This is a genomic window from Leptolyngbya sp. AS-A5 (assembly GCF_039962495.1).
In the GTDB taxonomy this organism is placed as follows: Bacteria; Cyanobacteriota; Cyanobacteriia; order Leptolyngbyales; family Leptolyngbyaceae; genus Leptolyngbya.
Genome location: NZ_JAMPLL010000005.1, coordinates 216632 through 234906, shown reverse-complemented (window position 1 = coordinate 234906; position 18275 = coordinate 216632). Strand labels below are relative to the sequence as shown.

Annotated in this window: 17 protein-coding genes and 1 tRNA gene; 5 read left to right on the top strand and 13 right to left on the bottom strand. The window is 47.6% G+C overall.

The window, feature by feature from the left end; translation table 11 throughout:
• Nucleotides 1-28 precede the first annotated feature (28 nt).
• Nucleotides 29-535 (bottom strand): cyclic pyranopterin monophosphate synthase MoaC, encoded by a 507-nt coding sequence (moaC, locus tag NC980_RS09400; protein WP_277881310.1) that lies wholly within the window; start codon nt 533-535, stop codon nt 29-31.
• Between the two features lie 38 nt (nt 536-573).
• On the opposite strand from moaC, the gene NC980_RS09395 reads away from it, so the two are divergent.
• Nucleotides 574-647, top strand: a tRNA-Arg gene (locus tag NC980_RS09395).
• Between the two features lie 105 nt (nt 648-752).
• Here the strand turns inward: NC980_RS09395 and NC980_RS09390 are convergent.
• Nucleotides 753-1403 (bottom strand): hypothetical protein, encoded by a 651-nt coding sequence (locus tag NC980_RS09390; protein ID WP_190375587.1) that lies wholly within the window; start codon nt 1401-1403, stop codon nt 753-755.
• A 172-nt stretch (nt 1404-1575) separates the two neighbouring features.
• The gene (locus tag NC980_RS09385; protein WP_190375586.1) at nt 1576-1902 is read right to left on the bottom strand and encodes a YbjQ family protein; all 327 of its coding nucleotides are present in this window, start codon (nt 1900-1902) and stop codon (nt 1576-1578) included.
• Nucleotides 1903-1947: 45 nt separating this feature from the next.
• Here NC980_RS09385 and NC980_RS09380 point away from each other — a divergent pair, with 45 nt between their 5' ends.
• Nucleotides 1948-3018 (top strand): tetratricopeptide repeat protein, encoded by a 1071-nt coding sequence (locus tag NC980_RS09380; RefSeq protein WP_190375585.1) that lies wholly within the window; start codon nt 1948-1950, stop codon nt 3016-3018.
• Here NC980_RS09380 and NC980_RS09375 read toward each other — a convergent pair.
• Genes NC980_RS09375 through NC980_RS09365 form a run of 3 tightly spaced genes read right to left on the bottom strand, consistent with a single transcriptional unit; the run spans nt 3008 to nt 7486 of the window.
• A complete protein-coding gene (locus NC980_RS09375) occupies nt 3008-3958 on the bottom strand; it encodes an NAD-dependent epimerase/dehydratase family protein (protein ID WP_190375584.1) in 951 nt (316 codons plus the stop codon). The genes NC980_RS09380 and NC980_RS09375 overlap by 11 nt on opposite strands.
• Entirely contained in the window at nt 3955-5079 is a 1125-nt protein-coding gene (locus NC980_RS09370) for a hypothetical protein (protein WP_190375583.1), read from the bottom strand. Before NC980_RS09370 ends, NC980_RS09375 begins: the two co-directional genes overlap by 4 nt.
• 52 nt (nt 5080-5131) lie before the next feature.
• Nucleotides 5132-7486 (bottom strand): ATP-binding protein, encoded by a 2355-nt coding sequence (locus NC980_RS09365; RefSeq protein ID WP_190375582.1) that lies wholly within the window; start codon nt 7484-7486, stop codon nt 5132-5134.
• Nucleotides 7487-7702: 216 nt separating this feature from the next.
• Between NC980_RS09365 and NC980_RS09360 the strand changes: the two genes are divergently transcribed.
• A complete protein-coding gene (locus NC980_RS09360) occupies nt 7703-8164 on the top strand; it encodes a response regulator (protein WP_190375581.1) in 462 nt (153 codons plus the stop codon).
• A 599-nt stretch (nt 8165-8763) separates the two neighbouring features.
• Here NC980_RS09360 and NC980_RS09355 read toward each other — a convergent pair.
• Both NC980_RS09355 and NC980_RS09350 read right to left on the bottom strand, forming a co-directional pair.
• Nucleotides 8764-9327, bottom strand: a complete 564-nt coding sequence (locus NC980_RS09355) for a pentapeptide repeat-containing protein (RefSeq protein WP_190375580.1) — start codon at nt 9325-9327, stop codon at nt 8764-8766.
• Between the two features lie 125 nt (nt 9328-9452).
• Nucleotides 9453-10664: a spore photoproduct lyase family protein gene (locus NC980_RS09350; protein WP_190375579.1), complete on the bottom strand. Its 1212-nt coding sequence runs from the start codon at nt 10662-10664 to the stop codon at nt 9453-9455.
• A gap of 51 nt (nt 10665-10715) precedes the next feature.
• On the opposite strand from NC980_RS09350, the gene NC980_RS09345 reads away from it, so the two are divergent.
• Nucleotides 10716-11339: a nitroreductase family protein gene (locus tag NC980_RS09345; RefSeq protein ID WP_190375578.1), complete on the top strand. Its 624-nt coding sequence runs from the start codon at nt 10716-10718 to the stop codon at nt 11337-11339.
• A 35-nt stretch (nt 11340-11374) separates the two neighbouring features.
• Here the strand turns inward: NC980_RS09345 and NC980_RS09340 are convergent, their stop codons facing one another.
• The 4 genes from NC980_RS09340 to NC980_RS09325 form a co-directional block, all read right to left on the bottom strand.
• Nucleotides 11375-12052 carry a TrkA family potassium uptake protein gene (locus tag NC980_RS09340; RefSeq protein ID WP_190375577.1) on the bottom strand — a complete coding sequence of 226 codons (678 nt, stop codon included), beginning with the start codon at nt 12050-12052 and terminating at the stop codon, nt 11375-11377.
• A 62-nt stretch (nt 12053-12114) separates the two neighbouring features.
• Nucleotides 12115-12321 carry a glycogen debranching protein gene (locus NC980_RS09335; protein ID WP_190375576.1) on the bottom strand — a complete coding sequence of 69 codons (207 nt, stop codon included), beginning with the start codon at nt 12319-12321 and terminating at the stop codon, nt 12115-12117.
• 40 nt (nt 12322-12361) lie between these two features.
• On the bottom strand, nt 12362-12883 hold the full coding sequence (locus tag NC980_RS09330; RefSeq protein ID WP_242026545.1) for a GNAT family N-acetyltransferase: 522 nt from the start codon (nt 12881-12883) through the stop codon (nt 12362-12364).
• A gap of 21 nt (nt 12884-12904) precedes the next feature.
• Nucleotides 12905-14050, bottom strand: a complete 1146-nt coding sequence (locus tag NC980_RS09325; RefSeq protein ID WP_190375637.1) for an RNA polymerase sigma factor, RpoD/SigA family — start codon at nt 14048-14050, stop codon at nt 12905-12907.
• A gap of 687 nt (nt 14051-14737) precedes the next feature.
• Between NC980_RS09325 and priA the strand changes: the two genes are divergently transcribed.
• On the top strand, nt 14738-17158 hold the full coding sequence (gene priA / locus NC980_RS09320; protein ID WP_190375575.1) for a primosomal protein N': 2421 nt from the start codon (nt 14738-14740) through the stop codon (nt 17156-17158).
• Here the strand turns inward: priA and queA are convergent.
• Nucleotides 17150-18226: a tRNA preQ1(34) S-adenosylmethionine ribosyltransferase-isomerase QueA gene (gene queA / locus NC980_RS09315; protein WP_190375574.1), complete on the bottom strand. Its 1077-nt coding sequence runs from the start codon at nt 18224-18226 to the stop codon at nt 17150-17152. The genes priA and queA overlap by 9 nt on opposite strands.
• Nucleotides 18227-18275 lie beyond the last annotated feature (49 nt).

The following is an 18275-nucleotide window of genomic DNA, read 5'->3' as shown; positions in this document are numbered from 1 at the left end:
GCGACGAAAGCCGCGCTTTTTTATTGCATTATAAATTTTCTGCTCGGAAGTAATCGCCGGACTTGCCTCCGGTCTTGCTGAGAAGATAAATTTGCTCGATCGTAATCGACTTCTCGATCGCTTTTGCCATGTCATACAAAGTCAACGCCGCGATCGAAGCTGCCGTCAGCGCTTCCATCTCCACCCCGGTTTCTGCCTTGATCTTTACCGTCGCTTGAATCTCAAACCCCGGTCGCTCTGGTTGGGCTGTGATCTTGACTTCCACTTTTTGAATCGGCAAGGGATGACACAGCGGGATTAAATTTGCCGTTTGTTTTGCCGCCATAATCCCGGCAATTCGCGCGGTTCCCAGCACGTCTCCTTTCGGTGTATCTCCGGACTCGATCGCCTGCATGGTCTCTGGTTTCATCCGAACATGCGCGATCGCAGTCGCTTGTCTCACCGTTGCCGCTTTTGCCGAGACATCTACCATTTGTGCTTGTCCTGTGGCATCGAGATGAGAAAGTTCGATCAATTTTTCAGATTGTTTTGTCATTTGCGTCAGATCGTTGTATATTGAATAAGTGCCGATAAGGGCTTGTAGCTCAGTGGACTAGAGCACGTGGCTACGGACCACGGTGTCGGGGGTTCGAATCCCTCCTAGCCCGTTTTATATTCTAGGGATGTTCAAGCAACATCCCTTTTGTTTTTTAAATTAAAAAACCCCTCAATCAAAGTGAGGGGTTTTTAGAGCGATCGATCAAACCCAAATCTTACATGCCGCGATTCGGCTCAACGTAAGCGGTGGTTGCGCGGGGCTTGCGGGTTCCTACTGCCGCACCAGCCAAAGATGCTGCCAAACCGAGCAACGAACCAATCACGAACGACCAGCCTGCGGTTGCAGTGTTGCCTGCAATGTTACGAGCATCTTGAGCAGAAATGTTCGGTCTTGCAGCGTTCGGATCAACATTCGGAACACCTGTTTGAGGTAGAGCGGCACCCGCTGCGTTTGCTGCGCTCGAAACTGCCAAACCAAATGCACCTGTAACACCACTTGCCAACAGGTAAGCGCTCAGTGCCAAAGTGGTTGCCCAAAGAATTGCACCGTTGAGCAATGCGGTGCTGCGGTTCATCGGACCACAAGCGCGTGCCATCACCCAGCTACCGATAAACAGCGAAATCAACAAGCTGATCGTTGCCCAAATTCCGACTGCGGTTCCGACTCCGCCTGCCTCCGTCCGGGGCGCACCGGAGTTTGCAATCGAGGTTGCGCCAATTGCTGCACCCAGCGCGCTCAGGATTAACTGAGATACCAGTGCAACCATCAAACCAGAGATAATCGGACCCCAACGAACGCGGTCATGATAGTCGCCCGCGACCGGGATAACAGCCGCTTCAGTGACAGGACGATTAGTATATGCCATTGTGAATTGTCTCCCCTAACAAGATAGTTATTTGCAAAGAAATTACTCTTGGCATCACTATAAGGTTTGCAGAAATAAAATCACTCTACCGGGAGTGAGACCATACAGATACTCCGTTAGAGAGAAATCATTGGGGATCGCGATCGAATTCAGTTTGTGAACGCGAGCCGAATCAACGAATTTTCACAGCAGTTCCAACCGCAGTAATTAAAAGAAGAACGCCGGATTGATCAAGTTGGATTGTGCCAGTATTCACTTCGATTCCCACAACGGCATTTGCGCCTAGACTTTGTGCCCGTTTTTGGAGTTCTGCGAGGGCGTTTTGCTGTCCTTGTTCAAAGACGCGCTCATATCCTGCGGTACGTCCACCAACAATGTCACGGATGCCGGCAAAGAAATCTTTGAGGGCGTTCGTTCCGTAGACCACTTCGGCCGTAACGACACCGAGGTATGATTCGATCGCAACATCTTGTATTGTATCGGTGGTTGTCATTAGCATCGTTTCATCTCGCTCAAACTGGAGTTTCTGTAATTGTTGATCACTATGGCTACAATATCTCACCTCCGTCGATCGCTCGTTGCTGCTGGAATTCTGGTGTCGGTTGCGATACCTCAGGTGGCTTACGCTCAATCAGATGAGTTAGATAAATTGCTAGAACAGGGACGCGAGTTTGTTGAGGCGCGGAATTGGTCAGGAGCACTAGCAGCGTTTCAGCGGGCATCGGCGATCGACAATCGCAACGCTCGGATTTTCTCTGGAATGGGGTTTGCCTTTGCTCAGGAAGGGCGATTTCAAGAAGCGGCGGAAGCTTATCGTCAAGCGGTGGCGCTGGAATCGACCAATGCCGATTTTTTCTATGCGTTGGGATTCAGCCTGGCAAATCTGGGCAACGACAGCGAAGCCGAAGAGGCTTACCGTCAAGCGACCCAATTAGACAGGCGCAACGTGAATGCGTTTTTAGGGTTGGGAACGGTTCTTTCTCGTCAGGGACAGTTTTCTCAGGCGTTGTCAGCGTATCAGCAAGCCGCAAGACTCGATCGCCGCAGCGCCGAGGCGCAGGAATCGATCGGCTTAATGCTGCTGCAACTGGGACGAACAACGCAGGGGATGACTGCGCTGCAAGCAGCGACACGGTTAAATCCAAGGCGGACGAGTTCTCATGTTGCAATGGGCATTGCGCTGCTAGATCAAGGCAACTCACAAGCGGCGCTGAATGCGTTTAATCAAGCGGTGCGAATTGATCCAAGTAATTCTAAGCTGCACCTGCAAATTGGCAAGATTCTACGCGAGAAAGGCGATAATACCGCCGCTTTAAGCGCGTTTCAGCGATCGGTGAATTTGGATCGAGAATCAGCCGAAGCGCAGTTTGCGCTGGCAGAAGCGGCTCTGGCAAACAACGAAACGATGCGATCTGTGATGGCGTTTCGCGAGGTGATTAAGCTCGATCCGAATAATGCAGCAGCGCATTATCAAATGGGGCTTGCTTTGAGAGCGCGGAATTTCACCCAGGATGCGATCGAGGCGTTTCGCCGCGCCAAGATGCTGTTTGAGGAGCAAGGCAAGACCGACGAAATGAAAAAAGTAGAGCAGGCGCTCTCCGAAGCTAAGCCTTGACCAGTGACTTTAGGGTGGCTTCGGGCGATCGCGGGTTCCATCCGAGTTCGCGTCTTGCTTTGGAGCCATCGACACGCACACAGCGATCGTAAACATAATGAACTCGCTCGTTGTCGATCGGCGGTTGCCAACGGGCGACTCTGCCGATTGGATCGAGAACGCTGGCGACGAGGCGCACGATCGATTCTGGAGCTTCGCGGGGAACAGGAATTCCAGTTTCTTGGCTGAAGATTTCAAACATTTCTCTAGTGGTCAAGTCGCCTGCAGAAATGATGTAATAGTCGCCAGATTTGCCGCGATCGACCGCAAGAATCATGGCTTCAGCGAGATCATCAACGTGAACAATTCCTGTCGCTCGTCCGCCGCCTGCCCAAACTTTGAGCCGCCCATTTAGAAAGGCGTTCAGAACAGGCTTAAAGTGTGGATCATCGCTGCCGAAAATTCCAGAAGGCAGGACGCTGACGATCGATAATTCTTGGGTTTGATCGACTAATTGCTGCGCTTGGTATTTCGTGTGATCGTAAGCGGAAGAAAAGTCTTTTTGAGTGCGCTGAAAGGTTTCGTCAATCACTTTACCTTGCGTATCGCCGAAAATCCCGATCGTGCTGCAATAAATCAATTTAGGTAGATTAACTGCTTTTGCTGCTTCCAAAACGGCGCGAGTGCCTTCAACATTAACGCGCTCCATTTCTGCGGCATCAACAATTCCAAGCTCAACATATGCAGCCGTATGAAACACAACATCGACATTTTGCATCGCCTCACTCAGAGCAGCGCGATCGGTAATATCACCGTAAGCATATTGAATCTCGCAATCGGATAAACGAGACAGATTGCTCGATCGCCGTACGAAACCGATTACAGAATCGCCTCGATGCAAAAGTGCCTTAACCAGATGCGATCCGGTAAATCCATTTGCTCCAGTCACTAAAGCTTTCATAGGGATTTTTCGTACATTCGATAGGTTTTGTAGATTTTACCGCCCGCCGCTTCGATCAATTTGCGCGATCGAGAATTGTCTTCGTAAACCCAGGAAAGCTCAGCCCGTTTATAAGGTTTTCCCTTCTTTAATCCGCCTTGTAATCCTAGATAAATTAATCCCAATGGAACCAATTTTCTCTGAAATTCTGGAAGTGAACATATCGCAATCACGCGACCCTGATCAATCCGACGACGATACCACAAGAACTTCAGAATCCCGACCCAATTGAGCCGACCATTCACAAATTTAAGCGGAATATTGTAGTCAGGTAATCCCATCCAGAACCCGATCATTTCTCCGTTGTATTCTGCAACCGGAAACACATCCGGATCGACTAAATCTTGCAGCGATCGCGCTTCTTCTAAAAATTCTTCAAGGGTGCGAGGAGTTGAACTCCAATTACTTGAAAATGCCTTATTAAACAAGTGATATAGATTAATACAATCCTGCTCAAATCCTTCGCCTTTTGTGTGCAAAGGTCGAAATGTCACGCCGGATTTACAAGCAATTCTGTAGCCTTTTTCAAATTCAGGCGAAAGCGGTTTATCTAATGGAAAATCGTAAGCATACGCATCTTTTGCCTTTGTCCAACCTAACTGCTCAATAAAAGTCGGATAATAGGACGGATTGTAAGGCATCATCACCATCGGAGGAGAGTCGAAGCCATCGACTAAAAAGAGACAATTATTATGCGTTGAAAGGTCGATCGGGCCTCGAACTTCTGTAATATCTAGCGATCGTAGCCAGTTTTCTGCCGCTTCAAACAGGGCAGCTGCGACTTGGATATCCTCAATACATTCAAAGAAACCAAAAATCCCGATCGGCTTGCCTTCACGCTCAATCAATCGATCATTCACGGCTGCCACAATTCGACCGATCGCCGTTCCGCGTGAGATGGCAATAAACTGCTTCAGCTTGCCGTATTGAAAAAATGGATTCTCTGGCTGAAACTTCTTCTGCACATCGCTCCGCAAGGGTGGCACCCAATTGGGATCATTTGCGTAGACGACCCAGGGAACATTGATGAACATTTCCTGTTCAGTCGCAGACGTAACCGGAAATACTTCAAAGGTTGGCATCGCTCATTCATCTATCAGGTTAATGCTGACTATACCAGCCCCAATGCAAAAATTAATTAGAACTAGGCTGATGCGGCAGCGTGAAGTAGAAGATACTCCCTTCGCCGCTGATCGACTCGACCCAAATTTTACCCTCATGCCGCTCTACAATCTTTTTCGCGATCGTCAGTCCTGCCCCTGTTCCGCCTCCATACTTGTTTGGGCCATGAAGCCGCTTGAAGATGCGGAAAATGCTATCAAGATGATGTTCTGGAATGCCAATGCCATTATCTTTGATATAGAAAGTTGTCACCATTTCTGGTGCTTCGTCGTCTACATACCGTTTCCGCGACGATCTCACCGGATCTAAAAAGCCAATTTCAACCCATTTCTGAGCGCGATCGTTGTATTTAATCGCATTGCTGATCAAGTTCGTAAACACTTCCCCCATCTGAACCTGATCGCACAGGACTATTGGCAACGATCGAGGAATCCGAATATCAACATCAGTTTGCTCTAAACTAATCCGCAGCACATCTAGAACCGTATGTACCAGTTCGTTTAAGTCCGTTTGCTTCAGCTCAAGCCCAACTCGTCCCAGACGCGAGAAATGCAGCAAGGAATTGATTAAATCTTCCATTCGCTGCGTCAATCTGACCAGTGTGTGCAGCTTTGAGACTCCATCTTCATTCAAGACATCTCCATAGTCTTCGATCAGAAAGCTGGAATAGTTGTGAATTCCCCGGAGTGGCTCTTTTAAGTCGTGTGAGGCAATGTAAGCAAACGAGTCGAGTTCACTGTTGCTGCGCTCTAGCTCAATGTTAATTTTGGCAAGTTCGTCTGCTTGGCGTAGAACAATGCCGACGATCGCGCTTCTGAGGTCTAATACCGCTTCAATTTCGCAGGATTTCCAAGGCAAAGACTGTCCGCGCACCGTTTCCTGCCATAGCGCAAAAGACTGACGCGGAGACAAGCGCACTTCTCCACTCTCAGAGATTTCCACGGGTTTATTAGGGTTTCCGCCCCAGTTTACGGTTTGCACCACTTCAGATCGAAACCATAAGATGTAGTTGCGATTGACGCGAGAAATGGCTAACGCTAACAGCCCTGAAGCAATATCTCGAAAGGCTTCAGCGGCTGGATAGACTTTAGAGAGTGCTGCTGTGGAAAATACATTGCTTTCAAACTGCGTTTCTATCCGAGTCAACAAATCTCTGAGCTGATCTGAGGAGGGAGTCTGACCGATCGAATAAAATTGCTCATTCCAGCAAATCACTACACTCTGAGCATTAACGAGTTCTAAAAGATTCGATTCATTGCTCACCAAACCATCTAGCATATTCTTATGCTGCGGAATGACTTCGACAAAGTTCGACTGAATCTCCTTGAGCTTCATTTTGTAATCCAAGTCTTCATTCTCTTCTTTCGCTATCAGTTCTAGCGACATCACTTGCCCCAAAAACTCACAGGCAGTCCGCACTTCATAGGTGAGATAGTTCGCAGAGGCATGATGACAGGCAATCAATCCCCATAGTTTTTTGTTCTTGATCAGCGAAATGGACATCGAAGCACCAACGCTCATGTTCTGCAAATATTCGATGTGCAGAGGTGAAACACTCCTCAACACAGATAGACTTAAATCTGTCACTTGATGGGTGATCGGATTGATAGTTGGAATCAATGCTGCGGGCTGATAACTAACATCTGGAATGATTCGCAACCTGTTAAGCGTATAAAGTTGCTTGGCTTGCTTGGGGATATCACTAGGAGGATAGTGCAATCCTAGATAAGGGGTAAGCGCATCGCGTTTGTCTTCAGCAATGACTTGTCCTGCGCCCTCCTCATTAAACCGATAGACCATCACACGATCGAAGTCGGTCAACTGCCGCACTTCCTTGACGATCAAATTGCACATTTCACTCAGGCTATGAGCATTTTGCAGCTTGTGAATCGTGCCTTTGACGAGATGATAAAACCCGAAAAAGTCGGCTCTTTTTTCACTGCGCGAGGGTTCTAGCTCCAAAATTAGCAATTCTGCCCTGCGATGAATGATGCCATCAAAAGCAAGAGTTTCTTGTGGAGTTGTGATCAACAGATGCAGCGGATTCACGCTCTCAAAATCTTCGTTCAAGCAGTCTGAAATGAATTGAATCTGCTTGGAATCGAGTAAGCAACTTAAAGGCTGATTCAGTAATTCTTCTGGAGATCGTTTCAATAAAGACGTACTGTTGCTGACTTGTATGATCGTTAAGTCTGGCTCACTCAAAACTAACAACACACCGTGCGGCTGAATTTTGCCGGGGATATGGATTGGTTCGCGATCGCAGTTTGTGAGATTGATTTCTTCAGGGGCAATGTTTTCAGCTTGATTCGGTTGCCGCTCACTTGATTGGGACGCAGAACTAACACGATGAGCTGGCAATTGCATTGAGGATCGGGGGCAGAACGTCCTTTGTATTCTACCGAGTTCTCTTATCTACAGCCGAGCTAATTCTAGTAATTAGGCTGCTTCTCAGCAATATGTTTGCCTGAAAACCCGTCTTCGGGTAGATGCAATTCATAAAATCTTCTAAATCAGGTCATATAATCTGATTTTAGTCTACTAAACAATATCAGCCTTTGAATCTAAAGCGAGTGTTAGCCAATGGGAGAACAGAGTGCCATCCTGTTAGTTGTGGAAGATAGTGATGAAGATTTTGAAGCACTGCAACGAACAATTCGCCAAACTTCGATCGCCTGTCAGATTCAACGCTGTTCCGAGGGAGACGAAGCGTTAACTTTTCTCTTTTCTAGAGACTCACGGGAAACACTGTTTCCCCTGTCTGCTTTTCCGCCCTCGCTGATTCTGCTGGATCTGAACCTGCCCGGTATGGATGGACGAGATATCTTAGCGCGGTTAAAGCAAGATGAGGTTCTAAAGATGATTCCTGTGGTGGTACTATCTACCTCCAATAATCCTAAAGATATTCGAGGGTGCTACAGTCTTGGCGCAAACGCTTACCTAATTAAGCCGATCGATGCGGTTAAATTTAAGCGAACAGTCCAACTATTTGTGGAGCATTGGTTTGAAGCTGTTACCCTGCCGAACGCGGTCGATCGTGCCTGAGTACCTTGTTTTTCTTGTCGTAGACAGGAATCCTTGTCCACATCAACACCTTAATAATTTCTTAATGCTGCCTATACCTAAAGAGCGATTTGTCAGGAAATTCTAACGTCCTAAGCTATGAGTAGCACCGGCAATTAGGGCGATTTATCTCATTATGGACGCTTCAAATCATTGCTTTATCTGTTCACATACATTGCTTTTACATATCCAACATCAAGAGAAATATTGGTACTGTAGCCATTGCCGTGAAAAGTTTTCAACTGATTTTCAACAGCGCACAAAGATTACAAATAGTGGATGGGTTTCTCCTAGTCAGCCTGAACGCCTAAGACCTCGCCCAATTCCTCATTTTGGTAGAACAACGACCCTCCCTCAGATGGAGAAGAGCGATCGTTATGCAGCGATATCAAGCTATGTATAAATCTGCTGCTTGAACGATAATCTGCTGTTTAAAGAAACACAGCTTTAGTATGCTCCAAACTGTTTTACGCAGAAGGCAATGGAAGCAACCCATTTCAAGAGAGATAAGCTGATTCATCACCGCTGCTTAAAAGGATTGCTTTGATCGTGATGGAAGCATCACGATCAAAGCAGTAACTTTATGTTTGTTGTTCTTCAAGCTGTGTTCCTTGCAAGTTAGCTCCTTCCAACAGAGCATCTGTTAAGTCAGCATTGGCAAAATTTGCGTCTGTCAGATCAGTGTGATCGAGTTCTGCATTGCTCAGATTTGCTGCTTGAAAGTTGACCGAATCCAATTCAGCGCGGCTTAAGTCTGCTGATTGTAAATTCGCTTCACTCAAATCTGCATCACTTAAATCCGCATCTTCTAGATCTGCTTTGATCAAACTTGCTGCAATCAGATCTGCTTCTTCTAAGATAGCGGCTTCTAGATTTGCGCCTTCTAAATTCGCGTGATTGAGCATGGCATCGCGTAGATCTGCACCTGTTAAATCCGCTCCACTTAAGTCTGCATAGTTCAGTGCAGCTCCGCTGAGATCTGTTCGGCTTAGGTTTGCTCCACGCAAGTTTGCTCCATCCAAGATGGCACCATGCAGTATGCTTTCATGCAGATCAATGCCTTCTAGTGATGCTTCTCGCAAATCTGCCACGCTGAAATCTCTTTCTCCTGCGGCATAACGCTCTAGTAGTTCTTGCTTATCCATTGCTGGCTCCGTTCTAGGCTGAATCACTATGCTTGATGATAGAAAAGTTACGCAAGCTCTTACGCCTTCCTATTGGTACACCTCTAGTAAAGAACGAAGAAGCAATGCTTTCTCGATTCGATGAACTAGAAAGCGTAGCGAATCTTGCAGTAAGGCAGACGATCGCTCAATAACTCAGTCAAACCTTCGATCAATGTTCCTTTGAAGCCGCGTCGATACCGCACATTCTTACCGCCTGTCTGAGAATATTTAGTCTCCTGAATGTCCGGTCGCCATAGAAGTGCTTCTCCCTGCGGAAGCCAACCGAGATTCACTTCATGCAGCTTGTCATTGTGCGTGAGGAAGATAATTTCAGCTTGAAGCTGTGCTTTGGTTCGATCGCTCAGCACATTATCTAATTGCTCAAATAGCTCAGAATAGTCTTCAAGCCAATGATCGTCGTAAATCACAGGAGCAAAGTTCACATGCACCTCATAGCCTGCATCCACAAAGTCATTGATGGCAGCAATGCGATCGGCGATCGGAGATGTGCGAATATCTACAATCTGTGCTTTCGCCTGTGGCATCAAACTAAAGCGAATCCGGGTCTTGCCTTGCGGGTCGTAATTCAATAATTCGCGATTGACTCGCTTCGTGGCAAAGGTTGCCTTAGCATTCAGCAGCGTGCGGAACAATGCAATCAAATCCTTAACATTGTCGCAAACGGCAGCATCGACCGAACAGTCGCTATTCTCACCAATCTCATACACCCAATACTGTGGATCAACCTGATTCGACTCTAGCTTCATGCCTTGCTTGGTACTGTGGCGCTTGAGATATTGCTGAATGCGATCGATGTTCACAAATGTCGTAATCGGATTCGCAAAACCTTTGCGACGAGCCACATAGCAATACGAGCAAGCCATCGCGCAACCATTGGCATGAGAAGGCGCGACAAAATCAGAGCTACGACAATTCGGACGGGCAGAAAGCGACTTCTTCACACCCAGAACTAAGACTGATCGCTTAATCCGATTCCACTCTCCCACAGAATCCTCGTTTCCGTGGAGGTCTGGAATCTGCCAGTGAGACTCAACCTCGGTGCGATCGGCATTGGGATACTGTGCAAATATCTCGTGAGCGCGGGGATAGTCGAGAACAGCAGGTTCAAAATAAATCTGTTGAATGTTGAGAAGCCGAGTAATATCTTCGCTCAATGCGGTGGAATGCTGAAGTGATGAAGTCAAAAGACAGATCTCATACTCGTCAATTTCACTGTAGCGTTGCGGCGTAAATGGCTCAGTGAGGTGATCCGATGCGGAGTGTAGGGATCTTTCCCGTCTAAAGAGTGAGGGCATTGAGAGGTGCTTTGATCACGATTAAGCGATCGTTTCTTCAAGTAAATTGCTATGGCAGTTAGTTCTGATCCATTAGTCGATAAGGTTGTCCCTACCGAGTACCCGATCGAATCCATTCTCCAAAATCGTTGGAGTCCGCTTGCTTTTGCCGATTGTCCTGTTGAACCGGAAAAGCTTGCTAGTGTTCTCGAAGCGGCGCGATGGGCAGCCTCTTCCTTCAATGAGCAACCCTGGAGTTTTATTGTTGCAGCGAAAGACAACCCAGCGGAATTCGAGCGATTGCTTGGCTGTTTAGCAGAAGGAAATCAGGAATGGGCAAAGAGCGCTCCGATACTGATGATTTCAGTGGCTAAGCTCAATTTTGAAAAGAATGGCAATGAAAATCGTCATGCCTTTCATGATGTGGGAGCAGCAGAAGCAAATCTAGCCGCTCAAGCGACCGCGTTAGGTCTTCATGTTCACCAAATGGCGGGCTTTGATGTTGCCAAGGCAAAAGAATTGTATGGCATTCCTCAAGGGTATGAACCTGTTGATGCGATCGCGCTAGGGTATCTCGGTGATCCTCATCAGTTATCGGAGCGATTGCAGCAAAGGCTATCGGCTCCACGATCGCGTAAACCGATTCAGGATTTTGTCTTTACCGGACGCTGGCAGCAATCCTCAAACTTGATTTAATGGCTTTGGTGCGAACACGCAAAGTGGACTCGCACCTAACTGCACTTCTGAATAAAATCAATCACTTCGTGCATAAATCCCGGTTTGGTCACCATCAGGACCGTAGAATCTGGTGCTAAAATCGTGCTGCCGTTGGGAATCTCCAGATCCATCTGGGAGTGAGGTTGATAGCCAATAATCAAAGAGCCACGCGGAAATCGAGGATCTTGCGCCACCTCTGCCACACTGCGACCGACTACGTTGCAATTCGGCGAAATCGACAGCTTAAACACTTCAATCTGACCCTGCTCAAAGTGCATCATCGATTCCACTTCCGGGTACTCGATCAAATTCACCATTGTCGAAACCGCAAGCTCGATCGCATTGATCACATGAGTTGCCCCGGCAAATCGATACGGCTCAGCAAAATCCTTGTGCCGCATTCTGACCATAATCATCGGCACACCATAATGCTTTGCCAGCGTCACCATTGCTAAATTCAAAGCATCATCCCGCAGCACCGCCGCGATCGCATCTGCCTTACGAATTCCAGCTTCGATCAGCACTTCGGTACTTACCGCACTGCCCTCGAATGCCATCACCCCTAACTGTTCCCGCGCATACCGACAAGCCGCAGGATTCACATCAATCACTGCAACCGTATGCCCCAGAGCAATGAGACGCTGAGCCAGATTTAGACCGATCAGACCCGCGCCTCCAATTAAAACGTACATAGACCTTCTGACTCACGATGATGCTTCTAGCCTAAAGCATGAGCAATCAAAAACCGGATCTCTTAGTCAAGCTTGAGCGAATTAACCGGAACTTCGTCCCAAGATTTAACGAGACGCATCCGGGCAACCCAACCTTCTGCTTTTTGTTTGTCGGTGAGATTTGCTTCAAAGGATTCGTGGCATTCTTGCGCTTGAGATTCGTTGCAGCAGGCGATACACGCGTACATCAGCCCCGATGGATCAACTTGTTCGTTTACCCAAATTGCCATAATTGTGTCCTCCAAGACCCTACAGAGAATTTTGCCATATTTACGAGGAGCTTGTTGCCATGTGCGTTAGTGCTTCTCCCGTCACTCGACAGATTCGCCAGTCTGGAAGCACCGTTGCCCCCATGCGTTTGTAAAATCCGATCGCGCTTTCGTTCCAGTCCAAGACGCTCCACTCTAAACGCCCACAGCCGCGAGCTACTGCGATCCCAGCCAATTCTGTTAGCAGTGCTTTACCGATCCCCCATCCTCGATAGTCGGGTAGAACAAAGAGGTCTTCTAGGTATATTCCCGGCTTTGTCAAAAAAGTTGAATAGTTGTGTAGAAATAGTGCAAAGCCGATCGCTTTATTTTCAACAGTGGCGACAAGTGCCTCTACGTAAGGCTTTTCGCCAAAAAGGTGATTGTGGAGATGATCGATCGATCCCGTAACTTGATGGGACAATTTTTCATATTCCGCGAGTGCCTGAATCAAGGCGAAAATCTCAGGCGCATCAGCAGGAGTCGCAGGACGAATTTCAAACATAAAATTATGAGTTTCAAGTTGCAGCAACTCAAAACTCATAACTCATATTTCCGGGATTGACTAGCCTAACCAGCCCTTTAACCGCTCTGCAATTTGAGGTCTTCTCAATTTCCGCATCGCTTTACTTTGAATTTGGCGCACCCGTTCTCGCGATAGGTTGAACATTCCGCCCACTTCTTCAAGCGTACAAGGCTTGCTGGTGGTCAGACCATAGCGCAATGAGATAATGTCTTTCTCACGCTCGGTCAGAACATTGCCCAACACATCCCAAATCTCTTGGCGCAACATAGTTTCACTCATTTGGGACTCTGGCGATTGTGTATCTCCATCTTCGAGCAAATCCATCAGTTCTGTATCTTCACCTTTACCGACTCGGTGATTTAACGAAAGCGATTGACGGCGAACCTGTTGAAGATGCTGTAATTGCTCTACGGTTAATTCGAGCGATTGAGCCATTTCTGCTTCAGTTGGATTGCGTCCCAGTTCGCGCTTGAGTTCGCGATGCGCTTTTTTCAGTTTGTTGAGCTTCTCAACAATATGAATGGGTAAGCGAATTGTACGAGCATCATTCGCGATCGTTCGCGTGATCCCCTGCCGAATCCACCAGTACGCATAGGTTGAAAACTTATAGCCTTTGTCGGGATCAAACTTTTCGGTTGCCCGATTTAATCCTAAAGCCCCTTCTTGAATTAAATCTAAGAATGGAACACCGCGATTGAGATATCGTTTCGCAATCGAGACGACTAAGCGGAGATTCGATCGAATCATCTTCCGCTTTGCCACACGACTACGGTGTAATCGGTGTTCTAATTGCCTTTCGGTCAAGCCCATACGTTCTGCCAACTCGGCTTTGGTGGGCATATGACCTAATTCGCTATAAAGCTTACGTTGTACCTCATCCACTTCTACAAGATACTGTACTCGCCGAGCTAATTCGACTTCTTCATCGGCTTTAAGGAGCGGGTAACGCGCCATTTCTTTAAAGAATGCGCCAACCGCATCATCCGCAACGGTTTTGTTATATCCAGACGATCGAGCCGATGCCATCTGATCAATTTCAGATTCACCGGAATCGGTTGAGTCTTCTAAATCAGCGGCAACCGAAGTCAGTTCGAGTAAATCAGGTTCAATTTCGATCGGAGTGCTGTCTGCGAAATCGGCTTCTAATTGCAAAGAGTCCACTGAATCTAACTCAGCAACGTCCATTGCAAAGTCCAAATCACTAGAGAGGGCTTCTGTGTGAGAACTGTTGCTTTGTTCGTTCATAGTGATGTGATATTGAGGTAGTTTTACGCGATCAAGTTAATGAGAGAGTTACCAGTTAAGTGATCAATTTAGGCTGAAGATTTAAGCCAGTATTGAGTCGTTTTATCTTGAATGTTTTCTAATTAAATTTGAATCATGTAGCCTTAGAACTCCTCCTGAACCTATGACGAATTTGTAAGTCTGGTGAGAAACTTTTTGGAAACGTTTAGTTTATGAGCAGGATAGAAAGTCTGCTCGGAACCGCCGTCTCTGAATCGGGAGGAATCCTGGAGATGCGTTTTCAGCTTCGGCACGTTTCCGATTCGCTGGAGTAGCGAATTGCACTTGAATCGAGTTAGAAATTTTGCCCATAAGACAAGATCTCGAACCGTCCGGTTGCTATAACAGACTCTCATACCCGTTCCGATTTTCATCTCTACCAATGGTTGGAAAAGCCAAAGCCAGGGGTTTCAATCTATCTTTAGACAAGTCCTCAGCCATTGGGGCGATCGATCCGGTACACTCAGTCTCACGTTAAAATTAATCAATAGTTCATCCGCACTGCATTACTTTCGATTTCTTGGTAATTTCATACCGTAGTTTTTCTTCCTTACAGGACTTCTTAAGTTTTTCTCTTCATTTGCTGATATGTCTGAGTTGCAATCTGTGGCGGAATCGAGGGCAGAGTATTTGACTGCGCCAATGTGGGTTGAGGTATTAGTGGATTGTCCGGGGGCGCAGGGAGTGTTCACCTATTCTGTGCCGTCTGGATTGCGGGTGCAGCCTGGGGACATTCTCAGTGTTCCGTTTGGGGCACAGCAAGTAGGGGGAATTGCAGTTCGGGTACTGAATGATCTGCCGAAGTTAGAGCAGATTCGATCGATTGATTCGATTGTGAGTGCAGGCTTTTTCCCAGCATCGTATTGGGCATTGCTCGATCGCGTGGCACGTTATTATCAGACTTCGCTGATGCAGGTGGTGCGAGTGGCTTTACCGCCGGGATTGTTAGCGCGATCGCAAAGACGCATTCGATTGATTAATCCCGAAACGAATGAAGTCTTTCTCAATCCTGCCGCGCAACAAATTCTCAAGCTGCTAAAAGCGAGTAAAACTAAAGGCTATTCCTGGCAATTCATTCAGCGACAGGTCAAAGGGGCGTATCGGGGACTTCAGGACTTACTGAAGCTCAATTATGTCGAAAGCTATCTAGAGCCGCCTGCAACGATTCGACCGCAACTGCGACAAGCTGTGATCCTGGTTTCGATGCAGGCAGAGTTGCGAGAACGTCAGCGCGAGATTTTAGAAGTTCTGAAGCGCAACGGAGGTGAGATGTGGTTGACTGACTTGCTGCAGCATTGCCGCACGACTTCTGCGACGGTGAAGCGGCTGCAAGAGCAAGGCTGTGTGATTCTTCAAGGTCGGGAAGTTCTGCGGAGTGAACACAGTCCACAAGTTAATCATGATGCTGCTAAATCACTCACCCCGGATCAAGCTCAAGCACTAGAGCGAATTCAAGCGGTAACGGGATTTGAACAGATCTTGCTGCATGGTGTGACCGGATCAGGAAAGACTGAAGTTTACTTGCAAGCGATCGCCCCAATTCTAGAGCGCGGTCAATCTGCCTTAGTGTTAGTGCCTGAGATTGGATTAACGCCACAGTTAACCGATCGCTTTCGGGCGAGATTTGGTGATCAAGTCTGTGTGTATCACAGTGCGCTCTCTGATGGCGAACGCTTTGATACTTGGAGACAGATGCTCACAGGTTCGCCACAAGTTGCGATCGGGACACGATCGGCAATTTTCGCGCCGCTCCCCAATCTAGGATTAATTGTGCTAGATGAGGAGCATGATTCAAGCTTTAAGCAGGATCAGCCTGCTCCTTGTTATCATGCGCGATCGGTGGCGCAATGGCGTGCTGAACTAGAAGATTGTCCATTAATTCTCGGATCTGCAACGCCTTCGCTAGAGTCTTGGTTAACGGCGCAATCTTCCCTCTATGTATCGTTACCGAAGCGTATCTTAGATCGACCTTTACCGCAGATTGATGTGATTGATATGCGGCGGGAACTGCACGATCGCAATAGCTCGATTTTGAGTCGATCGTTGCAATCTAAACTGAAGAAACTCAAAGAAAACAATCAAAAAGGACTGTTATTCATTCATCGTCGCGGACACAGTACCTTTGTGTCTTGTCGCAGTTGTGGCTATGTGATGGACTGTCCGAACTGTGATGTTTCGCTCTCCTATCATCATGTTCACGAAAATGCTCAACCGCTTTTAAGATGCCACTACTGTAATCACACTCAGAGTCAACCAGAGCGCTGTCCCGCTTGTGGTTCATCGTATTTCAAAAACTTTGGCAGCGGCACTCAACGAGTCGTTCAAGAACTCGCTAAGCTATTTCCTGACTTAACAACAATTCGATTCGACAGTGATACGACTCGTGCTAAAGGAGCGCATCGAGCATTGTTAAGCCAATTTGCTCACGGTGACGCAGATTTATTAGTGGGAACACAAATGCTTACCAAGGGGATTGATCTCCCTCAAGTCACCCTAGTCGGAATCATCTCAGCCGATGGCTTACTCAACTTGGCAGACTTTCGAGCGAGTGAAAGAGCCTTTCAAACGTTGGTACAAGTGGCAGGACGCGCCGGACGAGGCACTGAACCGGGACGAGTGATTCTACAAACCTATGCTCCCGAAAATCCGGTGATCCAAGCGGTCAAACGCCAGCAGTATGAACCTTTTGTCGCCAGCGAACTCGAACAACGATCGCTGCTCAACTATCCCCCTTACGGACGCTTAGTGTTGCTGCGATTTAGCGGTCTCAATGCCAGCACTGTTCAGTCCACCGCAGAAACGATCGCTGACCTCTTACTTAAATCCAACGAAGATTATCAAGTTTTAGGTCCTGCACCCGCAACCATTGTCAGAATCGCTCAGCGCTACCGATGGCAAATCTTACTCAAGCTGACTGACGATCGCATTCCTGATGTGATGGAACTGCGATCGCACTGTCCCTCGACGGTGAGTTTAACGATCGATGTTGATCCGATGAACCTAATGTAATCGCGCTTCCGGCAGAATTAGCATCGCATCACCAAAAGAATAGAACCGATATTTGTTCTCGATCGCATCCTGGTACAGCTTTAACAACCGCTCACGTCCAATCAAGGCGCTGACTAACATCAATAAACTGGACTTTGGTAAGTGAAAATTTGTAATCAAACCGTTAACGGTGCGCCACTCATAGCCCGGATAGATAAATAAATTTGTCTTGCCGCAGTAAGGTTTAATCTGACCCGACTGCGATGCCCCTTCGAGCGATCGCACTACAGTTGTCCCCACCGCAAACACTCGTCCCCCTCTCGCTTGCGTTTCTCGAATCTTCTCCACCGCTTTCGGAGAAACCTCGATCCATTCTCCGTGCATCTGATGTTGCGTGATATCTTCAACTTCGACCGGACGAAACGTCCCTACCCCAACGTGCAGCGTAATAAAAGTCTTTTCGATGCCCTTTTGCTCTAAACGTTCTAGAAGCTCGGGCGTGAAGTGGAGTCCTGCGGTCGGTGCGGCAACCGCTCCCCTGCGATCGGCGTACACAGTTTGATACCGATTGGGTTCTGCTTCAGTTTCGTGGATATATGGGGGTAGAGGCACTTCGCCGAACTGGTCAATCACTTCAAGCAGCGATCGACCGTCTGAAGCCTGAAATTGCAGGATCCGCCCGCGTGTCTCTGGATCACTCGCTAAAATCGATGCCGTCAACTCAACCTCGGTCTCCGTCTGCGGCTTAAACACAATTTGATTTCCAGGCTTCAAACGCCTTCCGGGTTTGACCAATGCTAACCACTGATTTTGCTGATGTTCTTCGAGCAGCAGAATCTCCACTTCAGTCCCCGTCGTTTTGTGCCCGTGCAGTCGCGCCGGAATGACCTGCGTGTTATTCAACACCAGCAAATCCCCAGGACGCAGAATCTCATCTAGCTCCCGAAAAATCCGATGACAGTGCTGAGTTTGACTTTCAATCACGAGCAACCGCGCACTATCCCTTGGAGTGGCGGGATTCTGAGCAATACGCTCTTCAGGTAAATGATAGTCATAAGCCGAAAGGAGTTGGTCAGCTTCCACGGTCATAATTAGGGGCGATCGTTACAGGTGAGTGGTTAGTATTTTCGGATAATTT

Excerpts from the sequence above, each read along its gene's own strand:
- moaC (WP_277881310.1), bottom strand. The coding sequence starts at position 535 with ATGACAAAACAATCTGAAAAATTGATCGAACTTTCTCATCTCGATGCC.
- NC980_RS09390 (WP_190375587.1), bottom strand. The coding sequence starts at position 1,403 with ATGGCATATACTAATCGTCCTGTCACTGAAGCGGCTGTTATCCCGGTC.
- NC980_RS09385 (WP_190375586.1), bottom strand. The coding sequence starts at position 1,902 with ATGCTAATGACAACCACCGATACAATACAAGATGTTGCGATCGAATCA.
- NC980_RS09380 (WP_190375585.1), top strand. The coding sequence starts at position 1,948 with ATGGCTACAATATCTCACCTCCGTCGATCGCTCGTTGCTGCTGGAATT.
- NC980_RS09375 (WP_190375584.1), bottom strand. The coding sequence starts at position 3,958 with ATGAAAGCTTTAGTGACTGGAGCAAATGGATTTACCGGATCGCATCTG.
- NC980_RS09370 (WP_190375583.1), bottom strand. The coding sequence starts at position 5,079 with ATGCCAACCTTTGAAGTATTTCCGGTTACGTCTGCGACTGAACAGGAA.
- NC980_RS09365 (WP_190375582.1), bottom strand. The coding sequence starts at position 7,486 with ATGCAATTGCCAGCTCATCGTGTTAGTTCTGCGTCCCAATCAAGTGAG.
- NC980_RS09360 (WP_190375581.1), top strand. The coding sequence starts at position 7,703 with ATGGGAGAACAGAGTGCCATCCTGTTAGTTGTGGAAGATAGTGATGAA.
- NC980_RS09355 (WP_190375580.1), bottom strand. The coding sequence starts at position 9,327 with ATGGATAAGCAAGAACTACTAGAGCGTTATGCCGCAGGAGAAAGAGAT.
- NC980_RS09350 (WP_190375579.1), bottom strand. The coding sequence starts at position 10,664 with ATGCCCTCACTCTTTAGACGGGAAAGATCCCTACACTCCGCATCGGAT.
- NC980_RS09345 (WP_190375578.1), top strand. The coding sequence starts at position 10,716 with ATGGCAGTTAGTTCTGATCCATTAGTCGATAAGGTTGTCCCTACCGAG.
- NC980_RS09340 (WP_190375577.1), bottom strand. The coding sequence starts at position 12,052 with ATGTACGTTTTAATTGGAGGCGCGGGTCTGATCGGTCTAAATCTGGCT.
- NC980_RS09335 (WP_190375576.1), bottom strand. The coding sequence starts at position 12,321 with ATGGCAATTTGGGTAAACGAACAAGTTGATCCATCGGGGCTGATGTAC.
- NC980_RS09330 (WP_242026545.1), bottom strand. The coding sequence starts at position 12,883 with ATGAGTTTTGAGTTGCTGCAACTTGAAACTCATAATTTTATGTTTGAA.
- NC980_RS09325 (WP_190375637.1), bottom strand. The coding sequence starts at position 14,050 with ATGGACGTTGCTGAGTTAGATTCAGTGGACTCTTTGCAATTAGAAGCC.
- priA (WP_190375575.1), top strand. The coding sequence starts at position 14,738 with ATGTCTGAGTTGCAATCTGTGGCGGAATCGAGGGCAGAGTATTTGACT.
- queA (WP_190375574.1), bottom strand. The coding sequence starts at position 18,226 with ATGACCGTGGAAGCTGACCAACTCCTTTCGGCTTATGACTATCATTTA.